The organism is Nostoc sp. UIC 10607 (assembly GCF_047228265.1).
Lineage (GTDB): Bacteria > Cyanobacteriota > Cyanobacteriia > Cyanobacteriales > Nostocaceae > Nostoc > Nostoc foliaceum_A.
On sequence record NZ_JBIQNW010000068.1, the window covers coordinates 1 to 20,051 of the forward strand.

16 protein-coding genes are annotated in these 20,051 nt (G+C 41.9%); 10 read left to right on the plus strand and 6 right to left on the minus strand.

Features of this window, described 5'->3' with window-relative positions:
* From ACEYW6_RS30730 to ACEYW6_RS30740, 3 genes are all read right to left on the minus strand, one after another.
* Positions 1–731, minus strand: a 731-nt coding sequence (locus tag ACEYW6_RS30730; protein ID WP_412982758.1) for a toll/interleukin-1 receptor domain-containing protein, incomplete at its 3' end; no start/stop codon positions are given.
* A gap of 282 nt (positions 732–1,013) precedes the next feature.
* The gene (locus ACEYW6_RS30735) at positions 1,014–2,030 is read right to left on the minus strand and encodes a glycerate kinase (protein ID WP_412982759.1); all 1,017 of its coding nucleotides are present in this window, start codon (positions 2,028–2,030) and stop codon (positions 1,014–1,016) included.
* A 17-nt stretch (positions 2,031–2,047) separates the two neighbouring features.
* Positions 2,048–2,380 (minus strand): DUF565 domain-containing protein, encoded by a 333-nt coding sequence (locus ACEYW6_RS30740; protein WP_412982760.1) that lies wholly within the window; start codon positions 2,378–2,380, stop codon positions 2,048–2,050.
* 806 nt (positions 2,381–3,186) lie between these two features.
* Here ACEYW6_RS30740 and ACEYW6_RS30745 point away from each other — a divergent pair.
* Complete coding sequence (locus ACEYW6_RS30745) at positions 3,187–3,822, plus strand: hypothetical protein (protein ID WP_412982761.1); 636 nt, start codon at positions 3,187–3,189, stop codon at positions 3,820–3,822.
* A 255-nt stretch (positions 3,823–4,077) separates the two neighbouring features.
* Complete coding sequence (locus ACEYW6_RS30750; RefSeq protein ID WP_412982762.1) at positions 4,078–5,997, plus strand: ArnT family glycosyltransferase; 1,920 nt, start codon at positions 4,078–4,080, stop codon at positions 5,995–5,997.
* A gap of 94 nt (positions 5,998–6,091) precedes the next feature.
* On the opposite strand, the gene ACEYW6_RS30755 is transcribed toward ACEYW6_RS30750, so the two are convergent.
* Positions 6,092–9,352, minus strand: coding sequence for an ATP-binding protein (locus ACEYW6_RS30755; RefSeq protein ID WP_412982781.1), 3,261 nt, complete (start codon positions 9,350–9,352; stop codon positions 6,092–6,094).
* Between the two features lie 659 nt (positions 9,353–10,011).
* Here ACEYW6_RS30755 and ACEYW6_RS30760 point away from each other — a divergent pair.
* From ACEYW6_RS30760 to ACEYW6_RS30795, 8 genes are all read left to right on the plus strand, one after another.
* Positions 10,012–10,593 (plus strand): KaiA family protein, encoded by a 582-nt coding sequence (locus tag ACEYW6_RS30760; protein ID WP_412982763.1) that lies wholly within the window; start codon positions 10,012–10,014, stop codon positions 10,591–10,593.
* Between the two features lie 523 nt (positions 10,594–11,116).
* Positions 11,117–11,431 carry a circadian clock protein KaiB gene (gene kaiB, locus ACEYW6_RS30765; RefSeq protein ID WP_099099291.1) on the plus strand — a complete coding sequence of 105 codons (315 nt, stop codon included), beginning with the start codon at positions 11,117–11,119 and terminating at the stop codon, positions 11,429–11,431.
* A gap of 78 nt (positions 11,432–11,509) precedes the next feature.
* A complete protein-coding gene (gene kaiC, locus ACEYW6_RS30770) occupies positions 11,510–13,072 on the plus strand; it encodes a circadian clock protein KaiC (RefSeq protein WP_412982764.1) in 1,563 nt (520 codons plus the stop codon).
* A 103-nt stretch (positions 13,073–13,175) separates the two neighbouring features.
* Positions 13,176–15,365 carry a TolC family protein gene (locus tag ACEYW6_RS30775; RefSeq protein ID WP_412982765.1) on the plus strand — a complete coding sequence of 730 codons (2,190 nt, stop codon included), beginning with the start codon at positions 13,176–13,178 and terminating at the stop codon, positions 15,363–15,365.
* A gap of 178 nt (positions 15,366–15,543) precedes the next feature.
* The gene (locus tag ACEYW6_RS30780; RefSeq protein WP_412982766.1) at positions 15,544–15,921 is read left to right on the plus strand and encodes a hypothetical protein; all 378 of its coding nucleotides are present in this window, start codon (positions 15,544–15,546) and stop codon (positions 15,919–15,921) included.
* Between the two features lie 245 nt (positions 15,922–16,166).
* Positions 16,167–16,673, plus strand: a complete 507-nt coding sequence (locus tag ACEYW6_RS30785; RefSeq protein WP_190899122.1) for a hypothetical protein — start codon at positions 16,167–16,169, stop codon at positions 16,671–16,673.
* An 18-nt stretch (positions 16,674–16,691) separates the two neighbouring features.
* Positions 16,692–17,195, plus strand: coding sequence for a GNAT family N-acetyltransferase (locus tag ACEYW6_RS30790; RefSeq protein ID WP_412982767.1), 504 nt, complete (start codon positions 16,692–16,694; stop codon positions 17,193–17,195).
* 44 nt (positions 17,196–17,239) lie between these two features.
* The gene (locus tag ACEYW6_RS30795; RefSeq protein WP_412982768.1) at positions 17,240–18,019 is read left to right on the plus strand and encodes a photosystem II S4 domain protein; all 780 of its coding nucleotides are present in this window, start codon (positions 17,240–17,242) and stop codon (positions 18,017–18,019) included.
* A gap of 71 nt (positions 18,020–18,090) precedes the next feature.
* On the opposite strand, the gene ACEYW6_RS30800 is transcribed toward ACEYW6_RS30795, so the two are convergent.
* Both ACEYW6_RS30800 and ACEYW6_RS30805 read right to left on the minus strand, forming a co-directional pair.
* Entirely contained in the window at positions 18,091–18,867 is a 777-nt protein-coding gene (locus tag ACEYW6_RS30800) for an SDR family NAD(P)-dependent oxidoreductase (RefSeq protein ID WP_412982769.1), read from the minus strand.
* Between the two features lie 495 nt (positions 18,868–19,362).
* Positions 19,363–19,920, minus strand: coding sequence for a hypothetical protein (locus ACEYW6_RS30805; RefSeq protein WP_412982770.1), 558 nt, complete (start codon positions 19,918–19,920; stop codon positions 19,363–19,365).
* Between the last annotated feature and the right edge of the window lie 131 nt (positions 19,921–20,051).

Below are 20,051 nucleotides of genomic sequence, written 5' to 3' on the forward strand. Positions count from 1 at the left end.
ATAGAGCAACAAATTGAGTTCTCCCGTGTCACTGTGTTCTCAACTTGAGACTCCGGAGAGTTTTCTGCACCACTAAGGTATTTATCATAAGGTTCTAATACTTTGTCTCGAACTGTACGGGCTTCTTCATCAGTTAATCCTAGCTGTTCTTGTAAATGCTTCAATATTTTGGATTCCACCAAAGAAATCTCGCCATCATCTGCAAATTCTTCAACCTTCTGGCGATACTTAGCTATGGCAGCTTCCTTTCTTACCACTGCCAATTCTTGTTGACGCTCACTCTTTATCTGGCTAGCAGCAGCCTTAATTCCCTGAGCTACATTCTTGAATGCAGTGTCTCGATTAGTCCAAGACGTAACAGGTTGAGCATTATTGGGCAAAAATTGCAGTTTAGCAAACGGTGTATCACTCCAATCAACGTCTCGCAGAATAATAGGGATGACACAAGCTTTTCCTGTATTGTGACGTTTTATGGCTGTGATGACTTCTACTTCCCAGCAATAATTAGAAGCAATAAAGTCTGAACTGATGAGCAACAGAATGATGTCGGCGGTGTTTAGATGATCGTTAATCTGGTGATCCCACTCCTCTCCAGGTAGTATCTTGCGATCGTGCCAGCTTGAAATCACACCCTGCCGTTCTAATATGGTCAGGTGTTTAGCTAATTCATCCCGTAGAGTTTCGTCTTTATGAGAGTAAGAAAAGAAAAGCTTTAACGATACCTCTAGCATTTTTGGTCTAAGGAGTAGGATAAATCACGCTTTAAGGAAATTATAGTGTTTTTAGCTGATTTGCTTGAGAACTAACGCCAATAGCTAGAGCAGAAGTTATGATAACAAGCCCGCCTCAGAATAAATTCTGAGTCTAATAGCGAAAGTCGTCTAAAGACGACTGAGAAGAGGTTATAGTCCGTTTTAACGGACTTTAGCTATTAGCCCGGAACTTTAGTTCTGGGCGGTTTATGTCTCAATACGGTTGGGTTGGAGCCAAAAACCTTAACCTACAATTTGAAATTACGAATTACGAATTAATCCGCAATACACTTCACCAAAGCTATGATCAGCATGGATCTCAATCACCAGATCAACTGCTGTTGCATCTTTTACTAACGGCTTGATGAATAATTCCGGGTGAAGCGATCGCCAAAAATAATTGACAAATTGCTCTATCTCTGCATTGCTCATCCCCGATTTACCCGCAGCAATCATCTGCTGTTCAGCCTGTTTGCGCCACTCCAAAGAACAGCGATAATCGGTGGGATATAGCACAATTAAGCTGTCTAATCGCTCCCAGAGTGGTAGATAATCTTGGAGGCGAAGATTCATATCACGGGCAAATGCTCTATCTTCATCTGTGATAATTGGCGGCGGTGCAGTATCAAATATATCTGCGTTAATTGGTTGTACACCCACAAACCAACCTTCAAATAGTACAATATCTACATTTGTAACCATTTCTGGATTAGTGCGATCGCCAGCACCTCCATAAGCAGATTTATTAAAGCGGGGAAGCATCACTGGACTTTGCAACTGGCGGATTTGATCTAGTACTTTTAAACCTAAGTCTACATCGTGGGTTCCTGGTGGGCCCCGCCAAATCAAGCGGGGATCTTGCTGTGTTAAAAGTAAGCGATCGCTGTAAGTTTTATATAAGTCATCCAAAGACAAACTTACAGTCCGGTATCCCAACTGATCGAGAATCAAGCTGAGAACCTTGGACATTGTGGTTTTCCCAGTACCTTGTCCTCCCAATATTCCCTGAATCAGAGGGCGTTCTAACTGTTGGCGCTGCAATGCGATTTTGATCCCCAAAGGAAGCCACAAGTCCCACAAAACTTGTAACATTTCCTTGGGTTGTACCTGGAGGTTAGTTTGGCAGAATTGGCTAAAAGCTGGGAAAACAGATTTTAGTAAATGCGATCGCCTTTCTATCACTTCATCTACATTTTCCGGCGTGATCCCAAAAGCTTTAGCCCTCAACCCATCTGCTAACGCCGCTTCTCTTGCTTCCTGCTTCCCCATCTCCCTCATCTCCCTCATCCCCCATACTACGATCCCAGCTTAAAGGCTTCGAGAAACAGGCTGTAGATGAAACCAACTTTGAGGAGATTTAGTGAGTCTACTAAGAGCGATCGCCTTTCCAAAAAGCTGCGACTGTAAAATATCCTACTGGTAATTTCTGTCAACAGTACTAAAAAAGCAGCTACCACAATATCTAATACACCCCGTTGGCCAGCTGTAGTGGAAATTGCATTTCCCAGAAAAAAACCGAATAAAAAACTAATGATTAGCAATGATAGTCGCCGCCAAGGATTTAAAAACCATTGCCCCAGGCGTGTAGCAATGGCATCGAATAAGTTATTGATACGAGTGTTTTGCATTACAAGGGCTTCTGTGGAAAAGTCAAGATATCTTGAAATATATTAAGGAGGATATTGGTTTTAGCATCAGCTTGTTTGTTAATATTGTAGATAACTACTGGACTTCCAGTATTCTTCAAATTTGCCCATTTTATCATCTTCAAAGAAGTACACTTTCTTAGAGGATGTTTAGAAAGTATAAATATTTAATTTAATCCCCCTAAACAGGACTGAAGAAGAGGGAGAATGGCTCAAAGATCCCTTTTTTAGGGGTAGGTAGTTGTTTGAAGGGGTTCCCCAAGACTCAACGTTAAAGCCAGTTCTCTACGACGGGAAACCCGTATTTTTCCCCTGGACTCACCATGCTGCCTTTCCATTGTGCAAACTGGCGTGGATTTAGGAGGATTTCCAAACGCTTTCCAAACATTACCTCAAGGTGGCTTCTTAATAGTTAGAGATAAAATATACCACTTAGATTAATTTATCTAAGGTTTTGCAATAGATGCCTTATTGAGGCCGTTAGAGGATTCAGGAAACTTTTATTTTTTTATTCAAATGAATTGGCTGGCTAGGTATCTAATTTTCTTGTTTTTATCCAAACCTACGGTCAATTTCCGAAGAAATGGGTGTCTGTACCCCTTGTTTATTAAACATCAAGGAAGTAATTTTCTGCAAATTCTTTCTAATAAAATGATACTTATAATACATACGTATCCTTAATTTTAGGAAAGTCTATAATTAGGCTACTTTCTATGATTCCTTTTTGTGATAATAGGCTACTATTTGGTCAAGCCTAGACAAAATATTTATTTCTAATAACTATCAATATGAAATCTTCCGTGTATCGTAACGTCGGTGTTACAGCTTCTTGCTTGGGACTGCTTATTGCTCTGGTGGGATACTTTGGAGTGAGCGTATCCTTTGAATCTACAAACCCAGATACATCTTCACAACTGCCAACTGAAACTAACCAGTGGGAGACAAATTCCTCTACACCCGTTTCACCTGAAAAAGGTATTTCAGCTAGTCTATCTACTCCAGCAACTACCCCAACCAATCAAGTAGAACATAGTATTAGAGAGAATACTTATCCTGTCTTGGCAGAGCGTGATAAATCAGCAAGCATTGCCAAGGATCAAGGAACTTTGCGAATGAGCAATCAAACAAATCAGCCTGTACGGTTGGCTCTACTGGCGCGACAGTCGGTAGCAAAAGGCTCTAGTACTAAACAAGCTAACCATGATGTACCGGCACATTGGGATTTTGCTCCCCAAGAAGGTAGTGAGAAGGGACTGATTTTATCCCTACCTCAGAATAATTTAAAGTTGGAGAAGGGAGATATTTTAGTTGCTTTTGCACAAGATGGTTCCCGTCGTTACTGGGGTCCCTATGTTGTCGGTGAAACTCAATTACCTAAATGGAATTCCCAAAATAGGGAATGGCAACTAGTGCTGAGTCCATAGTCCATATTTAGTAGTACTGAAAAAGTAATACAGCTGGGCGTAAATTCAGCTACTTTGAAGACAAGGGGTTTAAGCCATTTGTCTTCAAAGTGTTATGTGTTAGGGAAGTTTTTCTGGCGACTTTGAGCAACTGGCGTTACTGAACAGGAAAAAGTGTAGAGTACTGAGGAGAAGAAAATTGTTGAATTTAAAACTCCGCAGAACAAAAGATAGATAACCAACGACTATTGATTAGTGATTGTTGACTATTGACTAATGAGAATGAAATTGAGTGTTAAGCACACTGTTAATGAGTGGTTCAATAAAATAGGAAAGAATCCAGCCCTTGGTATCACTGTATCGATTTTGTGGTTGATAGTGATTGGCTGGATCGCTTTTGGCTGGAATTTGGGCAACACTGGCTTGATTGATGAGACAGAGCCGCTGTTTGCCGAAGCTTCCCGCCAGATGTTCGTCACAGGTGATTGGATTACCCCATTTTTCAATGGTGACACTCGTTTCGATAAACCTGCTTTAATTTACTGGTGTCAGGCGATCGCTTATGCAATTATTGGGGTGAATGAGTGGGCAGTACGCCTTCCGTCAGCGATCGCAGCCTTCGGCTTAGTTTGTTTAGGTTTTTACACCATACAGTGGTATTTCGCTAGACAAGACGAATTAGATCAAGTTTCACGTCCTACTCGCCGCTACTTAACATCTTTTATAGCAGCAGCGCTCATGGCACTTAATCCCGAAACCATTATTTGGGCGAGAATTGGTGTCTCTGATATGCTGCTCACCGGATGTATGGCATCAGCTTTGTTATGTTTCTTTCTAGGGTATGCAGGGAAGGGAAGGAGCGGGGAGCAGGGGGCAGAGAGCAGGGGAGCAAAATTAATAACCAATGCCCAATCCCCAATGCCCCATGCCCTATTCCCTAATAAGTGGTACTTAGCTTTTTATGTGCTGATTGCTGGCGCAATTCTGAGTAAAGGGCCAGTGGGAATTGTTTTACCAGGGCTAATTGTTGCCGCCTTTTTGCTTTACGTGGGAAAATTTCGAGAGGTGTTGCGGGAAATGCGCCTTCTCGTGGGTATGCTGATAATTTTAGGTTTATCAGTGCCGTGGTTTGCTTTAGTAATTTGGCGCAATGGCTGGAATTATATTAATGCCTTTTTTGGTTATCACAACCTGGAACGCTTTACAGAAGTCGTTAATGGTCACTCAGCACCTTGGTATTTTTACTTTTTAGTAGTGCTGCTGGGTTTTGCGCCGTACTCAGTGTATTTACCACTCTCTATAGTAAGACTAAAGTTTTGGCAGCGATCGCATTGGCGATCCCTTGAACGTTTTCAGCAGTTTGGTTTATTTGCCTGGTTTTGGTTTGCTAGCATTTTTGGTTTTTTCAGCATTGCTGTTACCAAACTCCCTAGCTACGTATTGCCTTTAATGCCAGCAGCAGCTATCCTGGTAGCCCTGTTGTGGAGCGACTTTTTCCAAGATACAGAGGCTAGGCAAACAATTCCTGTTTCCTCCTCTCCCACTCCTCCCGTCTCCCCCTCTTTTCTCCGAGTGAGTGGTTGGGTGAATGTAGTGTTTTTATCAGTTCTGGCAACAGCACTATTTAACATAACCCACATATTAGGTACTGATCCAGCTATAAGCAACTTCCACGAACTAATTCAACAATCTGGTTTACCAGTAATAGCCGGTGTAATGTGGCTAGTTTGTGCCGTTTTAGTTGCGGGTTTCTTATTAAGTCGCCAATGGAATTACGTTATCGGCATTAATTTACTAGGGTTTGTAGCATTCTTAATTTTTGTGTTAACCCCTGCTTCGTTCTTTATAGATCGAGAACGTCAATTACCCTTAAGGGAATTATCTGCGGTCATCCTAGAAGCAAAACAACCAAATGAAGAATTGATTATGCTTGGCTTCAAAAAGCCTAGTGTAGTCTTTTACAGCCACATTCACGTCAATTATTTAAGATTTCCCCAAGAGGCTATAGAGCATATTCAAAACCAAGCTGCCAAGGGACTACAACCTCCCTCGCTGCTGCTGTTGGCTGAACAGAAAAAGTTTTTACAAATGGACTTACAGCCAGATGATTACAAGAGTTTATCAACCAAGGGTGCTTACAACTTGGTTCGAGTTCCTTTTAAGAAAAAGAAAAATCAAAAAATAGACATATCTTGATTAGGGATTGGGGATTGGGGACTAGGAAAGATAAGTATGTAGATTTATATCCCAACCAATCTTAAAAGAATTTTTCCCCAGTACCCAGTACCCATTAACATTTTTCATTGTAACCATTGACAGCTAAGGCTTGATTGATCTGGTTTAATAGGTCTTCCATTGATATCGATCGCGGTAATATTTGAGTAGCGATCGCACCAACAACAGTTTCTATCGATGCCAAACCATTCTTCTTCTGCTTGTCAATTTCCTTATAGGCTACCCCAGGCTGGAAACTGGTTTCTGGGCGATTTAATCGCTGATTCAGTACCAAAATTGGTGGTAACTTTAAAGGTGAATCTCCCAATGTCTTCAGTGCTTTGAGCACGTCTTTGTGGATAGCGGATTCTCCTAAACAAATTAGCAGTAAGTCAACGCTTTGGTGGCGAATTTGTTGTAACACTTCTGCCCAACAGGGACTCATCGCCGCTTTGAAACCTGCTGTTTGTAGGTACTGAATTAAAGCTTGGAACCACTCAGACCCCCGTTCAGCAGTTTCACTACTAATTGAGCAATTTTTTGCTGTCCGATAACCCTTAACTTGCTTGCGTCTTACCTGGGGAAAATCACGCAGCATTGTTAAATCCACTACCAAAATGTTAGGAGGGCAGCAAATACCAGAAGCAATTTGCAGTACAGATAGTAAGGCATCTGTTTTCTCAGTGCGACTGCTGTTATCTTTAGCAAATGGTGTTAAGTAAGGAAATACAGATAGCCCTGGTATTTTAGAAGCTATTAAGGTAGTTGCAACATCGCAAGTAACCAGTGGTATAGCCGCCAAACGCGAGTGCTGAATTAGTTGTTGCAGATACATTTGGGCGGTGGTACTTTCGACATCTAGCAAAATGACATCAAATTGCCATACCCGTGCTAAAAGTTCTGCCTGATCTAGGTCATCTACTTCAATCACCCGGTGTTCTCTAAGTGAGGGGTGGGGATTGACCGATTCCAACTGGGGATTCACCAACCTGAGAATTCGCAGTGGGGTTTTAGTTGGGATAATGGCGCTGTTGTTTAACCCTTGCTGCGGAACTGCTTGTGCAGTACATAATTTTTCTAAAACTGGTGCTAATACCTGATGCTCTACTGGCAAGCTTAAGAAACCATCGGCTCGATTAGCAAATGCTTGTTCCTTTTCGGCTCCCGTCGCTGTCACAATTACAGATATATGACGGGTTGCAGTGTCAGATTTTAGTAAAGTTAGCACATCCCAGCCTGATAGCAGGGGTAACAACGGATTCAAAAATATTGCTATTGGTTGCAAGCGCCGAGCTTTTTCGACTGCTTCTGTCCCCGATCGCGCAATCACAACCCGATATCCTAAACCTTTGAGTTGTTCGGTCAAGTCTTCAATATATCGGGCTACTGCCTCGACTACTAAAACCAAGCGTTGCGAACTAGCAGGATGATGTTGTGTGGGGGTGCTAACAGACTGACGAGTTGCTGTGGGGTTTTCCCGTGTCGGTTGGTATCGTGTCTCCTCGTCTTCTCTGATTCCCATATCTGGTTCAGAAAAGCCTGTTTTTGGAGGACTGGGCGGCAGAAGTAGTGTAAATTGGCTACCTTTTCCTTCACGAGATAAGAAACTGACATCTCCTCCGTGGAGACGAGCCAAGGCGCGAGTTAATACCAGCCCTAAGCCAGTGCCTTCAAATTGACGGGTGAGGGGATTTTCTAGTTGTTGGAATTTTTGAAAAATTAAGTGTTGCTGGTGTTCAGGAATGCCAATGCCTGTATCCCAAACTGTAAAGGCAATCCATCCTTCCCAACGACTCACCCGCAGCCCAATTTCGCCAGATATTTCGGTGAATTTAAAGGCGTTGGAAAGTAGGTGTACTAACATCTGGCGTAAGCGCAGTTCATCTGCCACTATTTGGTCTAAGCCTAGTTCAATGGAAAGACAGAATTGGGGAGCAGATGAACGAGCATTTTGTTGAGTTTGGGATGTAGCTTTGGTAGTTTGAGTGTGGATGGCTTTGGCTTCCGATAGGGCGCGATCGCACACAGCACTAATTTTTACTGGCGTTAGCGTCAAATCCATTTGTCCCGTTTCCATGCGGGTCAAATCTAAAATGTCGTTAACCACACTCATCAGATGCCGTCCGCTTTGATGAATCAGTCCGGCATAGCGGGCTTGACGCTCGTTGAGTTCTCCCAACTGCTGATCCACGAGTAAGCGCGATAATCCCAGAACGGCAGTTAGGGGAGTTTTGAGTTCATGACTAATACAAGCTAAAAATTCGTCCTTCAACCGATTGAGTTGAATTAAATCGGCATTCTTCGCTGCTAGTTCTTTGCAAAGCTGTTGCTGTTCAGTGACATCAGTAGCTAAAACTAACCACAAATCATTGCTGAGTACAACCTCAGACTCAGCACTCATAACTTTAAACTCAGGACTATCTAAGGGAATTTTGGCAAACTGCCAGATTCGCTCCTGACCATTTTGCACTTCGACAACGCAGGTACAAGTACCCACCTGACTATCCAAATAGCACCGACTGTATACAGCATCATTCGATGCTTCTTGCTGAGTCAGTTTTTCTTCACCACCATGCTCATTTTCCCTACCATTGGGATGAACCTTGATTGCTCGTTGGGCGGCATATTCTGGTTTTTCGGAGCGGTTAGGGACAAGTATTGCTTCCACCTGTTGCCTAACTCCTTCTGGATCTTTCAATGCTCCTAATTGCTGCCACCACGCGGGATTTCGTGCTACCACCTCGCCAGTACCAGTTTGCAACATTAAAGGCCAAGGCAGTCTTTCTAGCAACTGTACTAGTGGCTGATGTCCCAACGACTTGGGGTTATTTGGCATCTGCATACCAACATCGTACTCATGGCGATGCTCAACAGACGACCCCTGGATGCCTGAGCTTTGTAACCCAGCCATCCGTTCCTTAGCCAACAATCGCAACAGACGTGAACTATCTAGCAGCCCCAAATATTGACCATTGGAGTCAATCAGTGCCCAATCTAAGTTCTGGTGTTTTTCGGCTTGTGGATAACACAAGTGCAAGCTTAATTGCTTTACACGTTCAGAAGCTGATATTGTCTGTATTGGCTCAATTAGACCTTGACCCCAGGTAGAGAGTGATTGCTGTAAATTTAGATTTTTATCGTCACGATGTGCTAATAATTTTTGGATTAAACGGGCAGAATACAGCAACCCTATGGGGCATTGCTGTTGATTCACTACTACCAAGCGATCGCACTGCTCTTGCTCAAAAATCTCCAACACCACTGCCAGAGAACTTGTTTGGGGGCAGCTAGGTACGGTTGCCTGAAAGTCATAAAGCGGGTAATCTAGCATTAACATAGGGCTTTTGGGGTCATTCTTCCTGTGGAAACCTCCGGCATTTCCATCTGCCAACTGTTGATGGTCTTTTCGCCTGAAGCCATATCCTTTAAGAAGACTCATATAAGCAACTCTGGTTATTTCAACGCCATTAAAACAACGGGATTTCTCCTCACGGACACTTGCTTGCGGACGAGTGCATTTTTCCCAGAGGCGACGTTTCTCATTTCTAGCAACTAGCCTCCCCAGTGTCTTACTGGTATTTAAACTCCTCATCGATAGCGACAGCTAAAACAATTATGGCCCCAAAGATTCGCTTTAGAACCTTGAGGAATTATAATGATTTGGAAAGCGACAAACCTTTAAGTTCGTTTAAGTATCTTATCAAGGAGCAAAATAAAAGAATCTATCTATTTACATACATAGATATGCAAATAATAAGTTAGCTAGTGTGTCTTGCTATTCCGATAGATACCTCATCATCAAAAACCGCCTAAGTCTTATTACTCAGTTGCTGCACTCGGTTGTTGATTGGCTAGCACTATCTGCTAACACAGAGCGTTATTTTGGGTTTTAATCACCAGTTTACTGCACACCCAGTATTACCCTAGCAATGTTACCCAAACTTATCAGCCCACGTTTTTTGCTCAGGGTGACCAAGGAGATATATTCAAGAATAAATGTTATTACCGATATTGATTCTGCAACCTGATATTAACAAATGTTTAAATAATCCAGTTGACTTAGACAACCAAAAAGGTTTGAGCATGTGGGTCTGGAAAGTTATTGACGCGATTATTGCCCAATTTTGCTACCTACCTGTTGCTGCAACTCCCTCTGGAAAAATCAACTATTTACCAAATTGGCTGCAACAAAATCCAAATAAGGCATACACTGACAAGTACATCTATGTATTTGCCAGTCACACCCAAAAAAGCCAACATAACTTTCAGGAGATGACTCCACCAGAAAGACAAGGATTATTAAGACAGCTTAAATCAGATTACAGTCTGATCCTTATAAATTATTTTACCACAGACAAAACACTCCAAGAAAAAATTGATAAATTTATCAATACTATATTTTATGCTAATATTCCTGTGCCCCAAATCATCGAAATCCACATGGAGGTAATTGAAGAATTTTCTAACCAGCTAAAATTAGAAGGAAGGAGCAATGAAACGTTACTTGATTACCGCCTAACGTTGATAGATATCCTGGCTCACCTTTGCGAAGTCTATAGGAATTCGATTTATAAATAAAAACTTTAATTTTGTAATTGGAGAAGGCACGAGGAAAGAATTATGAATGAAAATTTTAGTTTTGGATATAAAAGCCAGTTTAATAAAGCAAAATTGGATCGAGACGCATCGCGCGATAGACATTCGTAGCCAGTGTAGTCTTCTAAGGAGACGCTACGCGTAGCTAGCTTCCCCGTAGGGGTACGGCCATCCTACGGTAGGTCTAGCCTCTTTCTTTGGGATAAATAGGAGACGATGCCGCACATAGCCCAGCATTAGGGAGTCTGCGTCACGGGAAAAGCAAGCTATGAGCACCGCCTCTTAGAGAGCGTCTGAGATGCATCCCAAGTGGAATAACTGGCATCGTCTACAACCTAAGTCCCACGCTTTGAAACGTTGGTTACTTCAGTAATAACTACCTCGTGAACAATGTTCAACTTGGAATAAGCTACCGCTGTTAGTGACTCCCAATGCGCGATAGCTGCGCCAACACCAAGGGCGAACGCATCTTTTATTTCTATGAGCATAACTAGCCATTAAGTATATGAATAAAGCCAGAAAAACCTACGTTCTCAAGCTTTACGTAGCAGGGAATACCCCTAATTCAGTCCGGGCATTAAAAACGCTCAAAGATATTTTAGAACAGGAGTTTGAAGGCGTTTATGCTTTAAAAGTGATCGATGTACTGAAAAGTCCGCAACTGGCAGAAGAAGATAAAATATTGGCAACACCAACATTATCTAAAATTTTGCCTCCACCCGTTCGCAAAATTATTGGGGATCTTTCAGATAGAGAAAGAGTCTTGATTGGATTAGATTTGCTCTATGAAGAACTGAGTGAGGAAGACTTTGAAGAGTAAAATTTTAATCATAAATAAATTGAGTACAAACTTTTAGCCATAAAAAAACAGTTTTTAATACCCTTTTGTTATCAAGCAATGAGTGAAAACGAGCAATTAGAACCAAAGCAACCACCTAAAATTGGGGGTGTAGAAAAAATTCGCACGATGATTGAAGGGTTTGACGATATTAGTCATGGTGGTTTACCAATTGGTAGAACTACCTTGATCAGCGGCACATCTGGTACAGGTAAAACTTTATTCTCTCTTCAGTTTCTCTATAACGGTATCACCTACTTTGATGAAGCAGGAGTATTTGTTACTTTTGAAGAATCACCCAGTGATATTATTAAAAATGCCCATGTTTTTGGTTGGAACTTGCCACGTCTAATAGAAGAAGGCAAGTTGTTTATTCTTGATGCATCTCCAGATCCAGAAGGTCAAGATATTGTTGGAAATTTTGACCTTTCTGCACTCATTGAACGTCTGCAATATGCCATTCGCAAATACAAAGCTAAACGAGTTTCAATCGACTCAATAACAGCGGTATTTCAGCAGTATGAAGCAATGGGAGTAGTGCGACGCGAGATTTTTCGCCTAGTAGCACGTCTCAAGCTACTGAGTGTCACCACTGTAATTACCACTGAACGTAGTGAAGAATATGGGCCTGTTGCCTCTTTTGGAGTAGAAGAATTTGTTTCCGATAATGTAGTAATTGTTCGCAACGTTTTAGAAGGAGAACGCCGCCGTCGCACAATTGAAATTCTCAAGTTGCGCGGCACAACTCATATGAAAGGCGAGTATCCGTTCACGATTACTAATGAAGGAGTTAATATCTTCCCGCTGGGAGCAATGCGCTTAACTCAACGGTCTTCTAATGTCAGGGTATCTTCTGGTGTCAAAATCTTAGATGAAATGTGCGGTGGTGGTTTCTTTAAAGATTCGATTATTTTGGCAACAGGAGCCACAGGTACTGGTAAAACGCTGTTAGTCAGTAAGTTTATTCAAGATGGCTGCCTTAATGGAGAACAGGCAATATTATTTGCTTATGAAGAATCACGTGCCCAACTATCTCGTAATGCTTCCTCTTGGGGAATTGATTTTGAAGAATTAGAACATCAAGGTTTACTCAAAATAATTTGCACTTATCCAGAATCAACTGGTTTAGAAGATCATTTACAAATTATTAAATCAGAAATTGCCGTCTTCAAACCAGCTCGGATCGCCATTGACTCTCTATCAGCACTAGCGAGAGGAGTAAGCAATAATGCATTTAGGCAGTTTGTAATTGGTGTGACAGGTTATGCTAAACAAGAAGAAATTACTGGTTTCTTTACTAACACAACTGACCAATTTCTGGGAGCGCATTCAATTACTGACTCTCATATTTCCACGATTACCGATACAATTCTGATGTTACAGTACGTAGAAATTCGTGGAGAAATGTCGCGGGCAATTAACGTATTTAAAATGCGCGGGTCTTGGCATGATAAGGGAATTCGTGAGTATAATATCACTGCGGATGGCCCCGATATTAAAGATTCTTTCCGAAACTACGAACGGATTATCAGCGGTGCTCCTACTCGCGTTAATATCGATGAAAAGGCGGAACTTTCTCGCATTGTTAGACGTTTTGAAGACAAACAGAGTTCCGAACCCTAAATTTAGTATCGTAGTATATTCTTTCCTAAATTTAGTATCGTGCTATATTCTGTGGTGAAGAAAGGTTTTCTGCCGCTAGATTGATTTTCGTGTGAGGGATGCGGTGAAAGGACAGCAATTATTCCATAGCTTCTTACCTGGTGTGACAGCAGCGGTCTTAACAACTCAGCCTGCTTGGGCTGGTACTGTGAAACTACCTGGGGTACAGCTGGCGTCTTCTCCTAGTGTTTTGACTTCTATTTATGGTCAAGACTTGGTTGTGGACATCACGAATACGCAACTGCCTAACGGTGCAGATGTTAGTGTTCCAACCCTAGTACCTGCTTTCGGTTTCACTAAACTTAGCATGAAGCCTTTAAGTAATAACAGTATTCCAGTGTTTACGGCTGGAAATACTGTTGTGCCAATAAAACAAGTACTTAAAAAAGATGAAGGTAGATTTTTCAGTTTGACACCTACCTCTAATCCTCCCCAACAGCTTGGTGTCAGCCGTTCTGCTCAAAATAACCAAAAACAGAGTAATTTAAGCGCTTATGGACAGGAATCAAAGAAGATAATAGTTCCCAACTACACTTCCAAACCTTCTTCTGTCCAAAAAGAAATTTTTTCCCTGTCTTCTGCACAGCAGCCAGTGGTTCAAAAGATAAATACTGCTACTCAGTTGCAGACTTTTTTACAAACTTCAGCTACAGGTGTACGATCAGCGAAACTGTTGTCAGCGCAAAGATGTCCACAGGAGTTGGGGAAAAGCAAAACTGATTCCTCAGCTGCTTTGCTACTGACCTCAAGCAGCTGCTTACAACAAAATGCTGTTGGCCGCGTAGCCCAGAGTAATACCCCTATTCCAACAGATTCGACACCAACTCCCACTGTGCCAGGAACCGTAACTCCTGCACCTGGGGGTTCGGTACAACCTCCCGCTGTGCCAAGCACCGTAACTCCTGCGCCGTCAAACCCGGTGCAAATTCCAGAGAACCTGATTCCCAGCTCAAATCCCTTACAATTTCCCACTAAACCGGAGGAAGTGACACTTCAGGGAAATCAGCCAATTACTTTGGCACAGGCTCTGGAGCTAGCACGGCGTAATAATCGGGATTTACAGGTGTCCTTGTTGGAGCTAGAACGCAATCGAGCATCTCTACGCGAGGCGCAAGCTGCCTTATTACCCACTCTTAATGTTAGTACGGATGTTACTCGCAGTCAGTCTGCTGGAAGTCAGCTCTCGTCGGAACTCCAAGAACAACAGACGGGTATATCATCCCCAGATGAAGCTGGTACATCTTTTTCAGGTCAAGCACAACTTTCATATAACATCTACACTTCTGGGAGAGTGCAAGCTAACATCCGAGCGGCTGAAGAACAGGTACGTTTCAATGAATTGGCTGTAGAAACTCAGTCCGAGGAAATCCGCCTGAATGTTGCCACTGAATACTACAATCTGCAACAAGCAGATGAACAAGTACGCATTGCCCAGTCAGCTGTGCAGAACTCTGAGGCTAGTTTGCGTGATGCAGAAGCTTTAGAACGAGCTGGAGTTGGTACGCGGTTTGATGTGTTGCGATCGCAGGTGAATTTAGCAAATGCCCAACAAGATTTGACTAATGCTAGATCGCAGCAGGCAATAGCCCGTCGTCGTTTAGCAACTCGGTTGAGTTTGCCCCAGGCAGTGAATATCAGTGCCGCTGACCCTGTACAATTAGCTGGTCTTTGGAACCAATCGCTAGAACAAAGTATTGTGTTGGCTTTTCAAAATCGCCCCGAACTGCAACAACAGTTGGCACAACGCAATATCAGCGAGCAACAGCGTAGGCAGGCCCTTGGGGAGTTAGGCCCTCAAGTTAGTTTGGTAGCCAGCTACAACCTACTAGATCAGTTCGATGATGGTGTCAGTATTACTGATGGTTATTCATTGGGAGTTAGAGCAAGCCTAAATTTGTATGATGGAGGAGCCGCAAGAGCAAGAGCAGATCAATCAAAAGCTAATATTGCGATCGCAGAAACTCAATTTGCTGAACAGCGCAACCAAATTCGCTTTCAGGTAGAACAAGCCTATTCCACCCAGCAATCTAGTTTGGAGAATGTTCAAACCGCTAATACTGCTTTAGAACAAGCCAGGGAAGCTCTACGTTTAGCGCGTTTGCGATTCCAAGCTGGTGTAGGCACTCAAACTGATGTCATTAACTCTGAAAACGACCTCACAAGAGCAGAAGGTAATAGAGTCACAGCAATTTTGGATTACAACCGTGCTCTAGCTCAGTTACAACGGTCTGTTACCCTCAGAGCACTACGCTAGTACTGCTGACTCATCTCTCAATTAAAAATTCTAAAAGCCTCATTTTTCAATAATTACATTGAAGAATGAGGCTTTTTAGTAAAAAACGTATTTGTAACAGCAATTTTGTGAAATGATGTAGCATAACTGAGTGTCCGTAGTTTACCCCCGTAGGCATCGCTCGCCTTGTCAAAGACTCATGACTAAAGTAACATCTCAAGAAATTGCACAGTTTCGCTCTCAATTGGCAGATGATCCCAGCGATATGGAAGCGCTGGATTTGATTGAAGACTGTGATGGAGATTTAGAAGATGCGGCGATGACGCTAGCTATCCGAGCGGGACAACAGCCAGAAAGAGCAAATGCTGAGTGGTTAGATGCTTTGGCTAGAAAATGGCGAGCGGTCATTTGCGAACAAGAATATCGGGAAGATTTGGTTAATACTTCACTTCAAAAGATGATGGAACGTCTAAAAGCAATGCCGACGTTTCCTAAGATTTTGGCAACGCCAGTTTTGATTTATGTCCTTAAGCAAGGCGTGAACAATTTTTGTGAGCCACTAGATTCGCTAAAGTGATCAGCCCATGTACATTTAACTTCTGCTTAACTTGTGCGATGCCTGCGGCGGTCTACGCCTAGACGGTTTGCAGTTGAGTTCAATACAGATTTGATTTAACCCCCAACCCCTTAAGAGCTAGCGTTGGGGAGTAAGAATCAAAGCCTCCCCAAAATCCAAACTCCTAGCCAAGACAAGATTGATTCGACCAGGACTGATACGCTGTTAATTAAGGCAAAACTTCTATTAGACAAATTGTAAAATCAATGAATTACCTTGTTGCCGTATTACCAGACCGCATTCAAGCCGAAGCTGCTTACTTAGCTTTAGAAGAAGAAGGCATAAACAGTACTATCCTGGGGAAAGGATATAAAACGGCTGACGAGTTTGGCTTAATTGACCCCAAAGACCAAGCTAAAAAGCAAGCACAACTGATGGCAACCTGGTTGATACCATTCGGCTTTTTTGCAGGTTTTACGTTCAGCCTCATCACTGGTTTAGATACTTTTGCCTGGGCGGGTGAAGTTGGCAATCATATCGTTGGTGGACTGCTGGGTGCTGCTAGTGGTGCTATGGGTGGTGTGTTGGTTGGTGGCGGAGTCGGTTTACTTGTAGGTAGTGGTGATGCTTTACCTTATCGCAACCGCTTAGATGCGGGTAAATACTTGGTTGCCGTTCAAGGTTCTGAAACTCTGACTCGACAAGCAACCCGAATATTACGTCAGTTTGATCCAGAAAATATCCAAGGATATGCTGACACTAGTGGTGTGTAATGAGTCATTTTACATATCGTGACACAGCGACTTGAGTTGCTTCCCTGTTCTTTGGAAGTGGCGCAAGCCGTTGTGACAAGAAATAAATTTCAAGTAGAGAAGCTTTTGGGGGTAAGGGTTCCTGATAATTGGTATGGATCTGAGGTGTTAGATATTTTTCCGATGTATGGTCAGGTGCTAATAGATGATCCTTCCCAGTTAGGTTGGGCTATCTGGCTAATGATTCACATTGCCGATTCTACTTTAATTGGAGATTTGGGTTTTATTGGCAAACCCGATCAAACAGGAACTGTAGAAATGGGTTATGAAGTGCTATCAGCTTATCGCCAGCAGGGATTTGCTTTTGAAGCAGTAGAAGCACTGGTTGATTTTACCTTTACTCAGCAAGAACTCAAGAGAATTATCGCTCATACTCCCGACGATCATGTTGCCTCGATTCGCATTTTGAAAAAACTGGGAATGCAACAAATTGCTAGGAATGAAAACCTGCTGAAATGGGAATTAAAGTTAGAATCAAGATAGTTATAGCTAATTAATTCTCAATTCATAACTCATAATTTTTAAGAATGTTGCCACGAGAAGAACTTTTAAAAGGTGTTGAAAATCGAGATAGTGTAGCTCGTGTAATTGACCAAGCAGAGCAAGCCATCAAAACTTGGGAAGTGGTTTTGACTGATTTTCTATCTCCCCCCGAATTAGCGGAAATTCAACGGGTGTTTAATCGATTAACAGAAGTGCAATTAGTTGCGTGGGGTGGATATCCGCAAGCTGAACGCCAAAGAATAGCGATCGCTCGTTCGGAACTTCCCTTAGATCAATCTCAGGTCAGCCTTGTCGCCGTAGAAATTGCTGGTAATTTCCTGTTTGATACTGCCTCTCACCGTGACTTTTTAGGCGCAATGTTGGGGACAGGAATTGTTCGTGAAAAGACGGGAGATGTGATTGTCTTGGGAGAACGAGGGGCGCAGGCGATTGTTGCACCGGAGTTGGTGGAATTTTTGGAAATGAGTCTTAAACAGGTGCGATCAGTTCCTGTGAAAACTCAGCAGATTGAGGTAACTGAATTAAGGGTTCGGGAACCCAAGAAAAAAGAATTAACTACTGTGGAGGCTTCATTGCGATTAGATGCGATCGCATCTGCTGGTTTTGGCATGTCGCGCAGCAAAATGGTTGATTTTATTGATGCTGGTGATGTCCGTGTCAATTGGAAGGAAGTTACCCAAGCTAGTTCTCAAGTCAAATCAGGCGACTTAATCGCCATTCGCTCTAAAGGGCGTTTAGAAGTTGGAGAAATTGCCGTTACAAAAAAAGACCGTTTCCGAGTTCAATTAACAAGATATATGTAATCAGTGAGCAGATAAGAGTAAAAAGTTAGGAGTTTCAAATTCAGCACTTTCTTTAACTCCTAACTATATACTTAGGCTTTAAAGTGTTTTGCTAACATATTTAGCAGAAGTTTTCGCGGTACGAGCCGAGATAATTTGCTTCTAATTTGAGTGTTAGTATCAGAACTAATAACAGTTGGATACCCTTTTTCCAAAGCCTCTAAAGATTCCCAAACCACTTTTTCAGAAGAATACACTTTATCTGTACTGCTTGCCAATGCTGGAGGAAAATTAGCTTCTGCAAAAAAGTTTGTTTCTATTGGCCCTGGACAAGTAACTAAAATACGTACACCATATTGACGATTTTCTGCCCACAGTGCTTCACTAAAGCTGAGAATAAAAGCTTTACTGGCAGCATAAACAGAAAGATATGGTATTGGTTGAAATGCAGTAATAGAAGATACGTTAATAATACTTCCAGAACGACGTTGCCGCATTAAAGGTAGAAATTTATGAGTTAAATCTACCAATGCTAAAATGTTTAATTGTACGATTTTGATTTGTCTTTCTCCATCCCCTTCAGCAAAGTCGCCATAGTAACCAAAACCAGCATTGTTGATTAATAAGTCGATGGTTAATCCCTTTTCTTTAGTGACATCAAATACAGCAGATGCTGCATTAGGTTCTGTGAGGTCTTTGACTATAACCTCTACTTGAATTTTGTGTTGTTCTTGTAGCCGTTTAGCTAATTGGCTTAGTTTCTCTTCAGAACGAGCAACGAGTACAAGATTTATCTTGCGTGCAGCTAGTTCCTGGGCAAAAGCTTTACCAATACCACTAGAGGCACCAGTAATTAAAGCAGTTGGCATTCTACATATTAAGATAATTGTTAAGCACCATTAAAATCTTAGCTATGCTGGCTATAAGTTTTAACTACCCAAAGTGATATGTCCAAAAGGGTAAAAGCAGTACTTATTACTAAAGTTTTGAGTGCAGGAAGCCTGCACTCAAAACTTCTTCTTCCCTAATTATTGACTTTCGGAAGCGATGTAAATTCACCAACTACACCGATATGGGAAATTCTTAAATCTTCTTCATCTGTATATTGAATAGACGAGTCGATGTTGTCGGGTAATTCTCTGTCCTTACACGACCACTCAAAGATAAATCTAGAGTCCAAGTGCTTGAGGTTAGAAAATATTTGCTTCCATTGGCTTCGTCTAATTCAATTTCCCCACCTTGATTGTAACTCTCTCGAATAGCCTTCCTGTTGATAAACAAAGAAATCAAATGGTTTTTCAGCCAAATCTTTGTGATCCAGTAAATGAATGAGATGGAACATAAAGCCATCTTCTAAAAGGCTATTACCATTTTTCAGACCAATAAATAATTTCTGATGCTGAACTATTAATAGCGACACCATAGCTATCTCCATGATTCCACTTGAAGCCAGGTCTACCTTTGTCCTCTGTATTTAATACCAAGATTTCATAAGTAGCTGGGAAAGATTCTGTAGGAGAGTCACTGGTGTAAAAAAAAGTTGTTGGCACACCGTTAGGCTGATTTATATGTTCGTTTGTGTTACCACCCCTATATTTGTGCTTTGCACTACTTCTGTATTGTGAAAGTAATTGTTCTACTTTTTTTGGTGGCTGTTTCAACCTAATTTGAAAAAAACTATTTCCTTGTAAAAATTCGGGTGAGTAAGCAATGCGAACGCCTTTGGCATCAGCAGGAATCTCATTAGGAAAATGTTTTATTTGGTCATTGTCAGACCATAGTTGATTACGAATTTCTTGGTAACGTGATCTATCAGTGATAATTTTAGTTTCGCTAGTACTGCTAAAATTTGTTTTCAGAAAAAAGCTTCCCCCGACAATACAAAGACTAGCAAGGGCTAATAGAAATTGCGATCGCTTCATCTAATTGGGTGCGTTTAACTTTCATAGTCATATACCCAACTAATAAACTAAATTCGTACTATTGCGGATATAGCGTCAGAGATATTAACAGAAACTTTGTGTATTTAGGGGAAATTCAGGGTATTTGTAAA